Consider the following 15,590-nt stretch of genomic DNA (forward strand, 5'->3'; position numbering starts at 1 on the left):
TCCTTCTCGTGGCCTTCAGGGCGGGTCGGCCCCTCTATCCTGCCTTCCCCTTCAACAACGTCGCCGCTCCGGGCAGGAATTCCGGCTGCCCGAATCTTTCTCACCTGTTGTCACGCCCGGTACGCCGCGCCGCTGGTTGCCGCGTGCTCCGAGGTGCTCGAAGGCGCCTGGACATGCCCTAGGACGAGCATTTCGGGAAAGCGCTTGCTAGCGTGCTCCTGTGCGCACCGAATCGGAACCGACCGCCTCCCCCGCCCAGTCTGCCGCCGCTCCATCGCCCACCGAGGCCGTCACCGAGGCCGTCACCGGCCGGCCGACGGTCATGCTGGCGATGAACGAGCCGAGCCGGGTCCGCGTGCTCGTCTCCGCGGTCCGGGAGCGCCTCGAGCGGGTGGCGAACGTCTTGCCGGTCGGCCCTGGCGGTCCGTTCCTGGCGGACCCGGCGGTTCTGGCTGCTCTCGGCGACGTCGACGTACTGCTCACCGGGTGGGGATGCCCCGCGATCACGCCGGAGGTCCTCGACGCGGCACCGAAGCTCAAGGCGATCATCCACTCGGCCGGCTCGGTGAAGCACTTCGTCGATCCGGCCGCCTTCGAGCGCGGTATCCAGGTCTCCTCCGCGGTGGTGGCCAACGCGCTGCCGGTGGCCGAGTTCACGGCTGCCACGATCGTGCTCAGCGGGAAGCGCGCATTCCGCCTCGGCGCGGAGTACAAGGGCAATCGGCAGAAGCCGGATCACAGCACCGTGCCGGGCAATTACGGGAACACCGTGGGACTCCTGGGCGCCTCCCGGATCGGGCGGCTGGTGGCGGAGCGGCTTCGCGCGTTCGACCTCGAAGTACTGATCAGCGATCCGTATCTGACCGCGGCCGAGGCTGCCGAGCTTGGCGCCGAACTCGTGGAGCTGGACGAGCTGTTCAGTCGCAGCGACGTCCTGAGCGTGCATGCTCCGCTGTTGCCGGAGACGGTCGGGCTGATCGACGCCCGCTTGCTCGGTCTGCTGAAGGACGGCTCCGTGCTGATCAACACGGCTCGGGGACGCATCGTCGACGCCGCCGCGCTGGAGCAGGAGTGCCGCTCGGGACGGCTCGACGCGGTCCTGGACGTGACCGATCCCGAGCCGTTGCCCGCGGACTCGCCGCTGCTCGACCTGCCGAACGTGTTCCTGACGCCGCACGTAGCGGGTGCCGTCGGCAACGAGGTCGCACGGCTCGGAGAACTCGCCGTCAGTGAGATGGAACGTTTTGCCGCCGGCGCTCCTCTACAACACACAATCAGTGCTGCCGAACTCGGGAGAATCGCATGACACGCCTCGTGCTGCCGGACACCGACCGGGTGCTGTCCCGCCAGACCGGCTGGGTGCGCGCCCACTGGGAGGCGCTGGCCGACCACCTGCTCGACTCACTCGTCCCGTACTTCTCCCCCGGCAACGCACGCGTCGTCCTGCCCGGCCGACCCAGCCGCTCCGGTACTGCGTCCGACGAGTTGGAGGGGTTCGCCCGATCGTTCATGCTCGCCGCCTTCCGGATCGCCGGCGTACGCGGCGAGGGCTGCGACAAACTGATCGAGCGGTACGTGCGCGGCGTCACCAACGGTGCCGACCCGGATCACCCCGAGGCGTGGCTGCGCCTGACTCCCCGCTCCCAGCAGATGGTCGAGGCGGCCGCGATCGCCGTCGCGCTGCACGAATCCCGCGAATGGATCTGGGACCGGCTCGACACCCGCGCGCAGGAGCATGTCGCGGAGTGGCTCGGTGGGTTCATCGGCTCGACCACCCACGACAACAACTGGCGGTTGTTCCAGGTGGTCAGCGAGCAGTTCCTCGCCTCGGTCGGCGCGCCGTACTCCCAGGAGGACATCGACGGCGGACTGGACCGGATCGAGGACTGGTACGTCGGCGACGGCTGGTACTCCGACGGCGACGGGCAGAACTTCGACAACTACATCGGCTGGGCGATGCACCTCTACCCTGGGATCTGGACCCGGATGGCGGCGGCCACCCCGGGCGCGCAGTACGAGGATCGGTTGAAGGTGTACCGGGATCGGCTGAGCCTGTTCCTGGAAGATGCGATCCACTTGGTGGGCAACGACGGCGCGCCCGTCTACCAGGGCAGGTCGTTGACGTACCGGATGGCCGCGGCGACGCCGTACTGGATGGGGCAGCTCCTCGACGCTTCCCCGATCACGCCCGGTGCCACGCGACGCCTGTGCTCCGGAATCGCGCGTCACTTCGTGCAGCACGGCGTACCGGATGAGCGGGGGCTGCTGACGCTGGGGTGGTACGACACGTTCCTCCCGACCACACAGGCGTACTCCGGGCCCGGTTCGCCGTACTGGGCGTCGAAGGGCTTCATCGGGCTGCTGCTGCCGCCGGAGCACCCGGTCTGGTCGGACCCGGAGGACTCAGTGCCGCTGGATGAGGCTGACCAGGTCCGCGCGATGCCCGCGCCCGGGTGGCTGGTCCACGCGAGCAGGCACGACCAGGTGGTCAAGCTGATCAACCACGGAGCCGACCACGCTCCCCCGGCCGAGCCAGAGGGCGTTGAGCCGGCTGCCGACCCGCACTACGACCGGCTGGCCTATGCCAACCACGCCGGGCCCGAAATTTCCGATGCGGCCTCGCTACAGCGGGTCGACAACCTGACCTCACTCGTCGATCAGCATGGCAAGCCGAGCAACCGCGGACGGATTCGCAGGCTGGGAGTCGGCTCACGGTCCGCGGCCTCCTGGCACAACGCGTGGGTCGGCGGTGACGGGCCGTGGCCGATCGAGACCGCCTCCGTGGTGCACGCCGGGTGGGAGATCCGGTGCTCACTGGTGCACGGGCCGGCCGGGGTACTGGTCCGTACCGGCGGGTATGCGGTCGCCGGCGACTCATTGCCAACGGCAACAGTTGGTGAAGGGCCGGCGTGGGCGTCGGCACGCAATTCGGACGGGCTGATGTCGGCCGTGGTCAACCTGCACGGGTACGACGAGGCCGGGCTGCACCGCGATCTCGGGGCGAACCCGTTCGGGCCGCACTCGGCCACGCCGTACCTGACCGTGTCCCACACCGGCGAGCCGTCGGTGCTTGTTCACGCCGTGTTGCTGACCCGTGACGCGATCCGCCCGGAGGCACTTGCCGAGGGCATCGAGGTCGCCGTCGACGGCAACGAGGTAACTCTCACACTGCCCGGCGACGACCAGGAAATTGTCCGGCTCGGGAACCGCTGATCTCGTACGGTGGAGCCATGACGGAAACGATCGAACCCGCTGCCACCGACGCCCTGTCGGCAGCCGTGGCGGCCGACCCCAGTACGGCGAACCAGGAAAAGTTGTGGGGGGCAACCTTCGCGTTGGAGCGCTGGTGGTTCGTGCAGCGCGGCGAACCCGACAACCCGCAACCGTTCGTCGGGGTGCACCAGGACCAGCCGTTCCTGATGGCGTTCACCTCCGCGCAGCGGGCCCGAGGGTTCGCGATCGAGAACGGGTTGATTCCGGCCGACGCGGAAGTTCTGGTGCTCGCACTGGCCCCGGACGACGCGGTCGCGCAGGCGCCGGTCTGGCTGCAGCAGGGCATCGCGGCGATCACTTTCGACCACGGGATCAGCGGGTACTTCGCCCCGCTGGGCAACCTGCCCGCTATCCGGGCGCATGTCCGCGGACAGGTCTGACAGGCCGGTTCATAGGGTGTTCTGACACGCTGTTAGGCCAGCCTCGCCAACGGTGAGAAATCATCCGCGGCGGACTACATTGGCCAGCATGAGCACGTACCAGAAACTTCTTCAAGACCAGATTCGCAACGAGTTCACGGCGTCGCACCAGTACACGGCAGTAGCCGTCTGGTTCGACGATCAGGACCTGCCGCGGCTGGCGTCGCACTTCTACAAGCAGTCGCTGGAAGAGCGCAACCACGCGATGATGATGGTGCAGTACCTGCTGGACATGGACATCCGGCCGCAGATCCCCGGCGTCGGCGAGGTCGTGAACGACTTCAAGACCGCGCTGGAGCCGCTGGAGCTCGCGCTGCAGCAGGAGATCACCGTCACCAAGCAGATCGAGACACTGGCCCGGACCGCGCGGGACGACGGCGACTACGTCGGCGAGCAGTTCATGCAGTGGTTCCTCAAGGAGCAGGTCGAGGAAGTCTCCGCGATGACGACGCTGGTCAACGTTGCGAAGCGGGCCGGTGACAACCTGTTCCACCTGGAGGACTTCCTCGCTCGCGAGGTGGTCGGCGACCAGGGCAGTGACCCGACGGCGCCGACCGCGGCCGGCGGCAAGGTCTGACCTGAGTGCTGGTCTGAACGCCTTGTTCTGAAGGCGTCCCACCAACGTGCTCCGGGCCGCCGCCATGCGCGCGGCGGCCCCGGCCAGGAGTCACCTGCTCAGCAGGTGCCGGCGGACTGAGTACCAGCCCGCCTCGCAGTACCGGCTTGCAGGCACCACGTCGCAGTGTCAGCTTGCGACTACCAGGAGCCGCCGCCTCCGCCGCCTCCACCGCCGCCGGACGAGCCGCCGCTGAAGCCGGACGAGCTGCCGCCACCACCGCCACTTCCTGCCGGAGCAGGGGGCGGGTCGAAGGTGTTGGCCACGGTCTGGCTGATGTTGCCCGCGGCGAATCCTGAGCTGTAGTAGGACGGACCCGTGTACCAGTAGGGGTCCGGCGGGATCCGGCCGGCCGCGACCAGTTGGGCACAGACGCGCTGCCAGCGGTCCGCCAGGCCGAAAGCGATGGCCCAGGGCAAGTACTTGCTGAAGATGTCCTCGCCCTCCTCGAACCGGAGTTGATCGGCCTCGGCCGTCGCCAGATAGGTCCGGAAGCCGATCAGCTGGTCCGTCACCGCGCGGCCCGCGGCGTTCCGTTGCCCTCGGCCCCGAATGCCGAACCAGACGCCGATCGCGATCAGCACCGCGGCCACCGGGACGAGGATGCTGACGGCGCGCCCGAAACCACCGGTGGCGGCACCGATCACGGTGCCGGCGATCCCGGCGCCGAACGCCCAGATGGCGATCATGCCGATACAGGCGATCTTCGCGCCGCTGGCGAAGCTCGAACCGCCGCCGGCGCGCGGCAGGCGGACGTACCATTCGCGCTGCCGGATCTGCTCACGGAGTTGATTGACCATCGCGTCGTGCGCCTGCCGCATCGAGGTGTCGCCGGTCGGTCGTCGTTCCAGGACGATCTCGGACCCCGGCTGCAGCGTCGGGAACAAGCCCTGAACCAGCCGCTGCTCGTGGGGAACCGTCGCTACCGCCGGATTCAGCAGCACGGCCTTCTGTTCGTTGCCGGTGTTGTCGATCCGGATGCCGCGGCGCACGGCCAGGTCGATGAGGGTGGCCGCGGTCTCGGTGGTGTTCGCCTTCGCATCGATCAGCAGCCCGCCTTCGGCGACCGGGATCCGGGGTGGCGAGAACGCGACCGGGAGCTGGCTCTCGTCCAGGTCGTCCTTGACCGGCACACCCACTACGCCGCTCGGCGGGAAGGTGCCCGGCGGCATCCCGGCGAAGCGGAGGTCCCTGTTGCCGTTCTTGCTGTAGAGGAAGGCGGCGACGATGGCGGCGAGCGTAACCGCGCCGGAGCCGGCGAGGCCGGGGACGGTCAGGCCGGAGCGTTCCAGGAACCCCGGCGGGTCGACCACGATCGGGGTGTCGTTGCTGACCACACCGGCCTTGATGCCGGCGACGATGGTGAGCTGCTTGCCTCGGGTCAGGTTGGACTGCCGGAAGGTCGCCTGGCCGGCGGTGATCGTCTTGCCCTCACAGGCCCGCTCCGGCGGACCGGCGAAGCACTCGACGTTCTGGACGCCGGGATCGGGGACCGTAACGTTGACGGTGACGTTCTGCAGGACTGCGTCCCAGCCGTTGCCGGTCGCGTCCCAGTAGAGCTCGGTGTGGTCGTCGAAGTGCCGCAGCGCACCGCGGACGTCGTACTGGATGACGTACGTCGCCTTGCGGCCGGTGACGATCTTGTCCGCGTCGCCGATCTTGATCTGGATGCTCTGGTCGCGCTGGTTGTTGGACTTCTCGGTGCTCTCACTGAAGCTGTCCGGGGCGCTGGGGCTGCTGACCCGGATGTTGGAGATCTCGTACTTCTGATCCTTCGACCTGTCGTCGGCGTACACCTCGCGGGTGATCAGGTTGCGGTAGATGCCGTGCCGGCCGAGGCTGCCGAAGCTGTAGTCGATCGTCTCCTTCACCTGCAACACGCCGTCGGCGGTGACGTTGTAGTCGATCTGCATGTTCGTCACGATGTCGCCGACGTCGGCCGTACTCGTGTCGGCGGCCGTGGCCGGAGCCGCGGTGGCGACGCCGGCCAGGAACAGCCCGGTGAAGGTCGCGGCAACAGCGGTGAAGAGTCCCCTACGCATGTCGTGACAGTACCGATGGCGAGGGTCCGTCGGCAGTCACGACTGGCAGGTCAAGCAGATGTTTGGCCCTTCGGGTCGGCGGCCTGGATGGCGGCCGCGACGAGGTCGGCGGCGGTGGTGTCGCGGGTGCGGCGGCCGCGGTCGTAGTACTGAGTGGTGGAGATGTTGGCGTGGCCGACGTCGGCTTGGACGTGCTGGATGCGGGCGTCCTGCTCGAGCGCGATCGTCACGTACGCGTGCCGGAGCGCGTGCGGGTGAACCCTTTCGGCGACATCAGCCAACGCAGGCCCAGCCTGTACTGCGACCCGCCGCAGCAGGGCGTTGATGTCGAAGCGGGAGCACCGGCCTCCGTCACGGGTGGCGATCAGGGATGAGCGGCTGGCGCTCGTCCTGCCGCGGAGTAGTGGGGTGGAGGCTTCGGCGGCTCGGTCTCGCTCGGCCAGGTAGTCGGTGAGAGCGACCGCGGCCAGATCGGTCAGGTAGACCTCGCGGTGGATGCCGCCCTTGCCGAGGACTCGCAGCATGGGTTCTCCGCCGGACACGACCAGGCTGTCGCGGTCCAAGCCGACCAGCTCGGAGACACGGAGGCCGAGGGTGAGCAGGGCGACTATTGCTACTGCTCGTTTGGCGTAGAGCTCTCGGTAGCGGGTGCGGTTGGGTAGCTCGGCTGCTGCGTCCAGCAACGCTCGTAGCTGTCCGGCTGTGAGCCGGATGGTCGGGGAGGCGTCGCGGGCTGTACTGCCGAGGCCGAGCCGAGCACGGTTGAGCGCCGCCGGGTTGGCCGGTACTACGCCCGCTTCGGTGAGGTGGCCGTAGAAGGCGGACAAGGTGGAGAGCATCCGCTGCCGGGTGCGCTTCTCCGCCCCCGCCGCATCAAGCTGATGCAGCCAAGCCTTCACGTCAGCACCTGTCGCAGCCCGAGGATCCATCCCCCGCCCAGCACACCACCGAAACCAAGCCAACTGATGCAACACCCCCAACCGCCCCACAGGCGGCCCCGCCGCAGCCGGCGTTGCAGCGCTCCCGCCAGTCGCCCAGGTCGCCCCAGCAGCACCTGTCGCTCCCCCGGCCCCGTGTCCTCCCGTCGCGAGGTTCCCGCCGGACGGTGCTCCGGTCGCGTCCGCTCCTCCACGGGTCGCCGCGCTGCCTGCGCGTCGTCCCGTTGCCTGGCCTCCGCCGGGGGCGGCGCCCGTTAGGGCGTCTACCCAGGGTGTGGGGAGGCCGAGGGCGTAGGCGTAGGTCTTGCGGGTGCCTGGGTTGGCGTACTGGGTTAGCCAGTCGGCGATCTGGGCCTGCAGTTCGGCGGGGTTTTCGACGCCTGGCCAGTCTCCCGCCGGTTCGACCGCGGTCGGCGGTTCTCTGAGCGTCTCCAGGACAACCAGAGCGTCCATTTCTGCGGTCATTCTCCGATCCTCCCCCGGCTCAGGTCTCCGTTTCCGGCGGCTCGCCGGTCGCGCCAACAAAACACTGGTTTCGTTGGTCCTTAGTTTTGTTTACGAAACGCCGAACCGGTTTCGAGGTTTCGTTTCTTCTAACCTCTACGCTCACGGACATGATCGAAGAGGCTGGGCGCTGCGGATACAGCAAGTGCCGGGCGGAGCTGCCCGCGCCCGGGATGCAGGGCGGGAGGCCGCGTAGTTTCTGCCGGGACACGCGCTGGGAAGGCGGCAGAACCTGCGCCCAGATGGCCCGGGCAGAACGCGAAGCGCTTGGAGCGCTGGGACTGGGGCTGGATGCCGGTAGCAGCACCTTCAGGCTGGACGCTGAGCGGTTGCGGGATCACCTGGAGACGATCCGCGAACCGGTAGATGCGCTGACGGCAGCGCTGGCTGCTGTGAGTGCTCGCCTGGATGAGGTCGAGGCAGCGGCGGTCACGTCGGTGGAGGCGGCACACGGCCAGGTGGCGGAGGCTGAGCGGGCGCGACTGGCTGCTGAGGAGGCGCGTGAGAGTGCCGAGCAGCGGACTCGCCAGGCGACGGCCGCTGCAGACCGGGCAGCTAAGGAGCGAGCCGAGGCAGTGGATCGCGCGGGCGCTGCCGCACGGCAGGCGCTGGAAGCCACCGAGGCGCTCGGTGCCGCTCGTCAGCAGACGCAGGACGCGATCAGCGCGCGAGACGCTGCAGTACAGCGAGCGGAGGCGGCAGCCGCAGTACTGGCTGCACTGGAAGACCAGGTCCGCGCCGGCGAGCGTAAACGCCAGGAGTTGGCAGCTGCGATCGACCGAGAGCGCCTCGAGCTGGCGGCGACTGTCGAGCGTGAGCGCCTGGAGACGGCGGCTGCTGTCGACCGGGCGGCCGGTGAGCGCGATGCGGCGCTGCGTGCGGAGCAGGACCGGCGGGACGAGCTGGAGCTGCTGCGCTCCGAGCTAGCGGTCGAGCAACAACGCGCCGTGGCAGCTGAAGCCGTTGGCCACGCAGCGCAGAAGGTGGCTGCCCGGGTCGAAGCTGACCTGCAGGCGACGACTCAAGCAGCAGCCGACTTGGAGGCGGAACTTCGCGCTGCCCTCGTACGGTCCGAGACCGAGCTGACCCATCTACGGCAGACCAGCTCCCAAACAGACGACGAGCTCAGCCGCCTCCGCGAAACCACCGCCCAGACACTCGCCGAGCTCGCCCGCCTCCGCGCCGAACTAGCTGACAAGCCCTCACCCCGCCTCCACCCCGACGACCTCCAAGCCATGCTCGCCGCCCTCACCCCCAGCCCCACCCCCTGAACCCCCCACGGCCCCCGACCTCCTGCACCAGCCGACCACCTGAGCACCTGGCGCCGTCGCCCCAACCAGCACCTTGGGCACCACCTGAGCAGATCGCCGGCGCCGTGGCGCTCAGGTCGTGCACAGAGTCGAGCGGGCCGTCGCCCGACCAGCACCTTGGGCACCACCTGAGCACCTGGGGGGCGACCCGGGACTCAGGTCGTGTACAAAGTCGGGCAAGGCCGTCGTCCGACCAGCAGCTACGGCGGGCGCGTGTGGGGTTGTGCTGGGTGGGGGGTTGGGGGAATGGTTGTGGTCCAGGAGGAACGTCATGGCAGACAAGGCGAATACTTCCCAGGGCGGTGGTGCTCCGGTCGCGGACAGCCCGGCCGCCATTCGTAACGTGGTGCTCGTCGGCCCGTCGGGCGCCGGCAAGACCACTCTCGTCGAGGCCTTGCTGGTCGGGGCCGGAGTGCTCAACAGACCCGGCACCGTCACCGACGGCACGACGGTTTGCGATCACGACGACGCGGAGATAAGGCAGCAGCGGTCGGTCGGCCTCGCGCTGGCGCCGCTGCTCCACGACGGCGTCAAGGTCAACCTGATCGACACGCCCGGGTACGCCGACTTCGTGGGTGAACTGCGCGCCGGTCTGCGTGCGGCCGACTGCGCGCTCTTCGTGATCGCCGCGAACGAGGGCGTCGACGAGCCGACCAAGGCGCTCTGGCACGAGTGCGACCAGGTCGGGATGCCGCGTGCGGTCGTGATCACCAAGCTGGACCATGCCCGGGCGAACTACCAGAACGCGCTGTCCGCGGCGCAGAACACCTTCGGCGACAAGGTCCTCCCGCTCTATCTGCCGGCCGGCGACGGGCTGCTCGGGTTGCTGTCGCAGACGCAGTACGAGTACGCCGACGGCAAACGGACCACGCACGACCCGGACCCGCAGTACGCCGATCAGCTCGAAGAACTCCGCGGCACCCTGATCGAGGGCATCATCGAGGAGTCCGAGGACGAGTCGCTGATGGAGCGCTATCTCGGCGGCGAGCAGATCGACCAGGCGGTGCTGATCGAGGACCTCGAGCGAGCGGTGGCCCGCGGGTCGTTCTTCCCCGTCATCCCGGTCTGCAGCGGGACCGCCGTCGGCACGCTGGAGCTGCTCGAGATCGCGACGAGTGCTTTCCCCTCGCCGTTGGAGCACCCGCTGCCCGAGGTGTTCACGCCCCACGGCGTACCGCGCCCGAAGCTCACCTGCGACCCCGAAGGTCCCCTGCTGGCCGAGGTGGTGAAGACGACCTCGGACCCGTACGTCGGCAGGGTCAGCCTGGTGCGGGTGTTCTCCGGCACCATCAGGCCCGACACGACGGTTCACGTGTCGGGCCATTTCACGTCCTTCTTCGGCGCGGCCAACAGTCACGCGGACCACGACGAGGACGAGAAGATCGGCACCCTCTCGTTCCCGCTCGGCCGGCAGCAACGTCCTGCCCCCGCCGTGATCGCGGGCGACCTGTGCGCGATCGGCCGGCTCACCCGGGCCGAGACCGGGGACACGCTCTCCGACAAGGCCGAGCCGCTGCTGCTCAAACCCTGGACGATGCCCGAGCCGCTGCTGCCGATCGCAGTACAGGCTCATGCGAAAACTGATGAGGACAAGCTGTCGGTCGGGCTGCAACGGCTGGCCGCGGAGGACCCGACGCTCCGGATCGAGCAGAACGCGGAGACACACCAGATCGTCTTGTGGTGCATGGGCGAGGCGCACTCCGACGTCGTCCTCGACGCACTCGCCAACCGGTACGGCGTGACGGTCGACACCGTCGAGTTGCGGGTGCCGCTGCGGGAAACCTTCGGTGGCAAGGCGAAGGGGCACGGGCGGCACGTCAAGCAGTCCGGCGGGCACGGGCAGTACGCCGTCTGCGACATCGAGGTGGAGCCGTTGCCGCAGGGCTCGGATTTCGAGTTCGTCGACAAGGTGGTCGGTGGGGCCGTGCCGCGGCAGTTCATCCCGAGCGTGGAGAAGGGCATCCGGGCGCAGATGGAGAAGGGCGTCGGCGCCGGTTATCCGATGGTCGACATCCGGGTGACGCTGCTGGACGGGAAGTCGCACAGCGTGGACTCGTCGGACATGGCGTTCCAGACGGCTGGTGGGCTGGCGCTGCGCGAGGCGGCGGCCGCGACCAAGATCAACCTGCTGGAGCCGGTGGATCTCGTCTCGGTGCTCACTCCCGACGACCTGGTCGGCGCCGTGATGAGCGACCTGTCCGGACGGCGCGGCCGGCTCCTCGGGACCGAACGCGTCGGCGACGACCGCACGCTGGTGAAAGCCGAGGTGCCGCAGGTCGAGATCACCCGCTACGCCATCGACCTGCGCTCGCTCTCCCACGGCGCCGCGTCGTTCACCCGGAGCTTCGCCCGCTACGAAGCGATGCCCGATTCCGTCGCCACCCGCCAAAAGACGGTCAGCTGACTCCCGGGCTGACCGTCAGTTGATCCACGGCTGACCGACAACCGGCCTCCGGACTGACCGACAACTGGCCCCGGCCGACCGTCAGCTGAGGCGGCGGCGGATTTCGCGGCTGCGGAGGTAGGCGGCGACGTCGTCGTACCGCTCGGACTGGTTGGCGAACTCGATGTACGAGCGAACGCGGTGCAACCAGTCCAGTGTGGAAGGCTTCACCGTCGGCAACGCCGCGGAGAGGTGCTGCATCGACAGCGGCGGTTCGCCGCCGCTGCTGAGTGCCTCGTCGATGACCCGGTCGACGCCACGCTCGATCAGCGCGCGCAGGTCCGCGCCGCTGAACATCGGCGTCTGCCCGGCGAGCGCCTTGAGATCCACACCCGTCGTCGGCACGTCCTTCAGCAGCACCGACAGGATGTCGGCCCGAGCAGGCTCGTCCGGTGGCGGTACGAAGATGACCCGATCGAAGCGTCCCGGCCGCAGCATCGCCTCGTCGACGTCCCAGGGCGCGTTCGTGGCGGCGAGCACCAGCAACCCTTCGTTCTCGGAGCCGATCGCGTCCATCTCCTGCAGCAGTACGTCGACCAGCCGCCGCGACTCCGACCCGCCGTGCTTGTGCCGCGCGAAGGCCAGCGCGTCCAGCTCGTCGAGGAACAGCACGCACGGCGAGTTGGCCCGCGCCCGCTCGAAGGCGGCATGCAGGTTGCGCTCGGACACCCCGAGGTACGGATCCATCACGTCCTCGATCCGGACGTTGACGAACGGCAGCCCGCACTCCCCCGCGGTCGCCCGCGCGAGCAACGTCTTGCCACAACCGGGCGGCCCGTAGAGCATCACGCCGCCACCGGACTTGCGGCCGTACTTCTGGTACAGCTCCGGACGGCTCAGCGGCAGGATCACCATCCGGTGGATCACCCGCTTGATCTCGTCCATCCCGCCGACCTGGTCGAAGGTCGTGGTCTCCTTGGCCGCGTCGCTCTCGAACACCGGCTCGTCCTCAGGCCCGACCTTCACCCGTACGCCGCTGCGCTCGGTGATCATCTCGTCGGCCAACTGCTGCAACCGCCCGGTCCCCTCGACGATGCCGGCCTGCCGGGCCGCCTCGAGGCAGCTCCGCAGCAAGGCGAGCCGTCCGTTGGCCGCGGCCAACTCGCCGACGGTCACCAGCTGATCGGCTGGAAGACCGTTTTGATCGAGCAGTACGACGTACTCGTCGAGCGCGGACTCGGTCTCCCCGGCGGCGACCAGCGACTCGGCCAGGATGAGGCGAAGCAGGACATCGTCCGGGCTGGCCTCGACCGCCTTGCGCAGCGCGGAGATCCGGTCGTTCGTCATGAGCCCCACCTCCAGTTGAGCCAGCGGCGTACGAGTGGCGGCGCGACCCAGGAGTAGATGCAGTACGCGAGCCAGCTGATCGCGAAGAGGGTCGAGAGCGGCCGGAGCCCCGCGAACCGCAGTAGCTGGATGATCGCGACAGCCGCGATCCAGACGACGAGCGGGTTGAACCTCTGCATGGGCCACAGCGGCCGCAACAGCGGATGGTTGGCCAGTTTGGCTTCCCGAGCCGCTCCGCGCAGATCGGTGTCGGCCGGGTTGGACGCGGCGGCCGAGGCCAGCGAGCGGTAGCCCGATTTGGCGTCACCGGTGAGCAGGGCCGCCGTACCGTGCAGAGCCTGCGCGCCCGTGTCCTCGGGATCGGCCGACAGCGCCTTCTGGCTGTGCTGGCGCATCTCCTTGTGCTTGCCCTGCGCGAAGGCGACCTGGGCCCGCGCCGACGAAACGGCCGCACTCTCCGGCGCGTACGACGCAGCGCGCTCGACCAGAGCAGACGCCTTGTCCGTCTGCCCCGCGGTCAGGCAGACCAGCGCATAGCCGAGCAACAAGTCCGGTTCGTTGGGGTCGAGGCTGAGCCCTTGCAGATAGACCGACTCGGCCTCCCGCAACTGCCCGGCCGCACGCAGGGCGGAGCCGAGGAGTTGCAGCAAAGGGCCCGACATCCCGTAATGGGAGAGACCGTCGCGCAGTACGGCGATTGCTTCGTCGTTGCGGTCCAGCGCGTGCAACGCGGCACCCCGGAAGAGGAAGGCGCGATAGTCCAGCGCCGCGTCACCCCACAACCCCTCGAGCTCGTCGAGGGTCCGCTCGGGATGCCCGATCTGCAACCAGTGGCCGGCCAGCTGAAGTCTGGCCTCGATCGGCTCGTTCATACCGCCGTCACCACCAGGGCCAGCAGTCCGACCTCGAGCAGCCCACAACCGACCACGGCCGCGATCCCCGGCCCCCACAGCGACTTGTACTCCGTACCGCGCAGCTGGAACGCGCGATCCATCGGCTGCTGAATCCGCAGCTGGAACAGACACGTCAGGACCGCGACCACCCGGATCGCCAGCCGAGTGCCCGATGAGGCTGTCACCTGGTCCGTCAGCAGCACGATCGCCACGGCAGCCAGGATCAGACCCATGACGCCGGACAGGACAAGCTGCCGCCGGCCGCTCACCGGTACGCCGAGCCGACGGGCGTTGAGCACCGCGATCACGGTCGTCGCGATGACCCCGCCGAAGAACGCGACGTACGCCTGGGACATCAACCGCCACGGGCGCGCGGACAGATCGATGTCCGCGCTGATGGTGGGGCGGAGCAGTTCGTCGGGCATGGGGCTCCTCGGTTGGATCAGGCTCGCGCAGTTTAGCCCTTCGCACCGGCCACCCAGCGGTACGGGCGCAGTACGGGCAGCCCGGCGACAGCGGCGATTCCTAACCTCGGCACCGAGCCGCCCCGACGCCGTCGACAGCGTCTACGGCAACCAACAGGTCTGTGAGGAATGAATCATGACGTTGTCGCGTCGGACGTTTATCGGTGGAGCAGCCAGTGCGGCTGCGTTAGGAGTTACGGGAGCGGGAGTGCTGTTCCCGCAACGGGCACTCGCACTCGACCCCGACGGCATGGAGAGCAAGATGCTCTTCGGCGACGCGCAAGCGGGAGCCGCCGCGATTCCCAAGGAGAGCGGCAACGGCAACTACCACACCTGCCGCATCCCCTCGATCTTCGCCATCCCAGGGACGAGTGTCGTCGTCGCGATCGTCGAGGGCCGACCCAACGGCAATCTCGATGCCAGCGGGAACTTCAACCTCCTGATGCGCCGGTCGACGGACTCCGGGCTGACCTGGAGCGTCGCGACCACGCTGACGGGAGCCGGCCTGCAGAGCTGGACGAACCCCACGCTGGTCCACGATCGGACCACCGGCCGACTGACCTGCTTCATGCTGCGCCGGCAACTCGGAGAGCTCTACCAAGACGATCCCGAGGTCTACATCGCGACGTCGACGAACAACGGAGCGACCTGGACGACCCCGGTGGCGCGCCCCGACCTGAACCGCGCGGCGGGCGGCAACGACTTCATCGGGCCCGGCAACGGGATCCAGCGGGCCGACGGAACCCTCGTGGTCCCGGCCCGGGGCCGCCTGATCATCAAGGCACCAGGTGGGGATTGGGCAGGCCACGGTCTTCCTCAAGGGCTGTCTGACCTGCCGTACGGCGAAGGAACCGTTGCGGAGCGCTCGGACGGCCGGCTGATCTTGAACTACCGCGCTCTGGACTCGGAGCTCAAGAACGGCGCCCCGTACCCCCATACCCGCCGGGTCGCGATCGGGAATCCGGGCGACTGGCAGCTGTTCGGCCAGGAGCACTGGCGCGCCCAGATCATCGACCCCGGCGCCCATGCCGCGCAGATCTCGCACTCGATCAACGGCGCTCGGCATCTCGTTCACCTCAACTCCGCCAGCCGGGAGATCGGCAACCGCTACGTGATGACTCTGCGTGTGAGTGCCGACGACGGTGAGACCTGGTCAGCGCAGCGGCCGCTGAGTGCTGACCCGCTGGCGAGCGAAGGCAATCGGGTCGGGGACCTGCGTGAGGGCGGCTACTCGGCGCTGACCTCGACCGGCAGCGGCATCATCCTTGCGCTGGTCGAGGCGCGCAGGGTGCAGACCGCCAACCCGACGATCGCCGGACTGAACAACTCACCGTGTGCCGTGGTGCTCCGCCGGTTCGACCCGAAGTGGCTCGTTCCCGCCTGAGCCGAGCGCCAGGGCCT

Annotated in this window: 12 protein-coding genes and 1 pseudogene; 8 read left to right on the forward strand and 5 right to left on the reverse strand. The window is 68.7% G+C overall.

All coding sequences use genetic code 11. The features are described from left to right. The first annotated feature begins 220 nt into the window (after positions 1-220). The 4 genes from ACQPYM_RS21595 to ACQPYM_RS21610 all read left to right on the forward strand — a co-directional run bounded on the left by ACQPYM_RS21595 (position 221) and on the right by ACQPYM_RS21610 (position 4,269). A complete protein-coding gene (locus ACQPYM_RS21595; protein ID WP_433002534.1) occupies positions 221-1,306 on the forward strand; it encodes a hydroxyacid dehydrogenase in 1,086 nt (361 codons plus the stop codon). Next, on the forward strand, positions 1,303-3,213 hold the full coding sequence (locus tag ACQPYM_RS21600) for a DUF2264 domain-containing protein (RefSeq protein ID WP_433002537.1): 1,911 nt from the start codon (positions 1,303-1,305) through the stop codon (positions 3,211-3,213). Before ACQPYM_RS21595 ends, ACQPYM_RS21600 begins: the two co-directional genes overlap by 4 nt. A gap of 17 nt (positions 3,214-3,230) precedes the next feature. Then, positions 3,231-3,653: a hypothetical protein gene (locus tag ACQPYM_RS21605; protein ID WP_433002540.1), complete on the forward strand. Its 423-nt coding sequence runs from the start codon at positions 3,231-3,233 to the stop codon at positions 3,651-3,653. An 88-nt stretch (positions 3,654-3,741) separates the two neighbouring features. Next, on the forward strand, positions 3,742-4,269 hold the full coding sequence (locus ACQPYM_RS21610) for a ferritin (protein ID WP_433002543.1): 528 nt from the start codon (positions 3,742-3,744) through the stop codon (positions 4,267-4,269). Between the two features lie 179 nt (positions 4,270-4,448). Here ACQPYM_RS21610 and ACQPYM_RS21615 read toward each other — a convergent pair whose 3' ends face one another. Together ACQPYM_RS21615 and ACQPYM_RS21620 are read right to left on the reverse strand one after the other, a co-directional pair. Continuing rightward, the gene (locus tag ACQPYM_RS21615) at positions 4,449-6,350 is read right to left on the reverse strand and encodes a DUF2207 domain-containing protein (protein ID WP_433002546.1); all 1,902 of its coding nucleotides are present in this window, start codon (positions 6,348-6,350) and stop codon (positions 4,449-4,451) included. 50 nt (positions 6,351-6,400) lie between these two features. Continuing rightward, positions 6,401-7,753 (reverse strand): tyrosine-type recombinase/integrase, encoded by a 1,353-nt coding sequence (locus ACQPYM_RS21620; RefSeq protein ID WP_433002549.1) that lies wholly within the window; start codon positions 7,751-7,753, stop codon positions 6,401-6,403. A gap of 281 nt (positions 7,754-8,034) precedes the next feature. On the opposite strand from ACQPYM_RS21620, the gene ACQPYM_RS21625 reads away from it, so the two are divergent. After that, positions 8,035-9,063, forward strand: a complete 1,029-nt coding sequence (locus ACQPYM_RS21625; RefSeq protein ID WP_433002552.1) for a hypothetical protein — start codon at positions 8,035-8,037, stop codon at positions 9,061-9,063. Positions 9,064-9,373: 310 nt separating this feature from the next. Further along, positions 9,374-11,506, forward strand: a complete 2,133-nt coding sequence (locus ACQPYM_RS21630; RefSeq protein WP_433002555.1) for an elongation factor G-like protein EF-G2 — start codon at positions 9,374-9,376, stop codon at positions 11,504-11,506. 81 nt (positions 11,507-11,587) lie between these two features. Here the strand turns inward: ACQPYM_RS21630 and ACQPYM_RS21635 are convergent, their stop codons facing one another. From ACQPYM_RS21635 to ACQPYM_RS21645, 3 genes are read right to left on the reverse strand one after another with little or no spacing between them, the layout of a single operon-like run. Continuing rightward, positions 11,588-12,832, reverse strand: a complete 1,245-nt coding sequence (locus tag ACQPYM_RS21635) for a tetratricopeptide repeat protein (RefSeq protein WP_433002558.1) — start codon at positions 12,830-12,832, stop codon at positions 11,588-11,590. Next, positions 12,829-13,704, reverse strand: a complete 876-nt coding sequence (locus ACQPYM_RS21640; protein WP_433002561.1) for a tetratricopeptide repeat protein — start codon at positions 13,702-13,704, stop codon at positions 12,829-12,831. The genes ACQPYM_RS21635 and ACQPYM_RS21640 overlap by 4 nt, the downstream gene beginning before the upstream one ends. Then, the gene (locus ACQPYM_RS21645) at positions 13,701-14,150 is read right to left on the reverse strand and encodes a hypothetical protein (protein WP_433002564.1); all 450 of its coding nucleotides are present in this window, start codon (positions 14,148-14,150) and stop codon (positions 13,701-13,703) included. The genes ACQPYM_RS21640 and ACQPYM_RS21645 overlap by 4 nt, the downstream gene beginning before the upstream one ends. 175 nt (positions 14,151-14,325) lie before the next feature. Here ACQPYM_RS21645 and ACQPYM_RS21650 point away from each other — a divergent pair. Together ACQPYM_RS21650 and ACQPYM_RS21655 are read left to right on the forward strand one after the other, a co-directional pair. After that, a pseudogene (locus ACQPYM_RS21650) lies at positions 14,326-14,385 on the forward strand (twin-arginine translocation signal domain-containing protein); the annotation flags it as partial. 12 nt (positions 14,386-14,397) lie between these two features. After that, positions 14,398-15,573, forward strand: coding sequence for a sialidase family protein (locus ACQPYM_RS21655; protein WP_433023513.1), 1,176 nt, complete (start codon positions 14,398-14,400; stop codon positions 15,571-15,573). Positions 15,574-15,590: the final 17 nt, after the last annotated feature.

The organism is Kribbella sp. CA-294648, from assembly GCF_050943845.1.
GTDB lineage: Bacteria > Actinomycetota > Actinomycetes > Propionibacteriales > Kribbellaceae > Kribbella.

Bases quoted from the DNA above. Each gene is read 5' to 3' on its own strand.
- ACQPYM_RS21625 (WP_433002552.1), top strand. From the start codon at position 8,035: ATGGCCCGGGCAGAACGCGAAGCGCTTGGAGCGCTGGGACTGGGGCTG.
- ACQPYM_RS21635 (WP_433002558.1), bottom strand. From the start codon at position 12,832: ATGACGAACGACCGGATCTCCGCGCTGCGCAAGGCGGTCGAGGCCAGC.
- ACQPYM_RS21605 (WP_433002540.1), top strand. From the start codon at position 3,231: ATGACGGAAACGATCGAACCCGCTGCCACCGACGCCCTGTCGGCAGCC.
- ACQPYM_RS21630 (WP_433002555.1), top strand. From the start codon at position 9,374: ATGGCAGACAAGGCGAATACTTCCCAGGGCGGTGGTGCTCCGGTCGCG.
- ACQPYM_RS21600 (WP_433002537.1), top strand. From the start codon at position 1,303: ATGACACGCCTCGTGCTGCCGGACACCGACCGGGTGCTGTCCCGCCAG.
- ACQPYM_RS21640 (WP_433002561.1), bottom strand. From the start codon at position 13,704: ATGAACGAGCCGATCGAGGCCAGACTTCAGCTGGCCGGCCACTGGTTG.
- ACQPYM_RS21620 (WP_433002549.1), bottom strand. From the start codon at position 7,753: ATGACCGCAGAAATGGACGCTCTGGTTGTCCTGGAGACGCTCAGAGAA.
- ACQPYM_RS21615 (WP_433002546.1), bottom strand. From the start codon at position 6,350: ATGCGTAGGGGACTCTTCACCGCTGTTGCCGCGACCTTCACCGGGCTG.
- ACQPYM_RS21610 (WP_433002543.1), top strand. From the start codon at position 3,742: ATGAGCACGTACCAGAAACTTCTTCAAGACCAGATTCGCAACGAGTTC.
- ACQPYM_RS21645 (WP_433002564.1), bottom strand. From the start codon at position 14,150: ATGCCCGACGAACTGCTCCGCCCCACCATCAGCGCGGACATCGATCTG.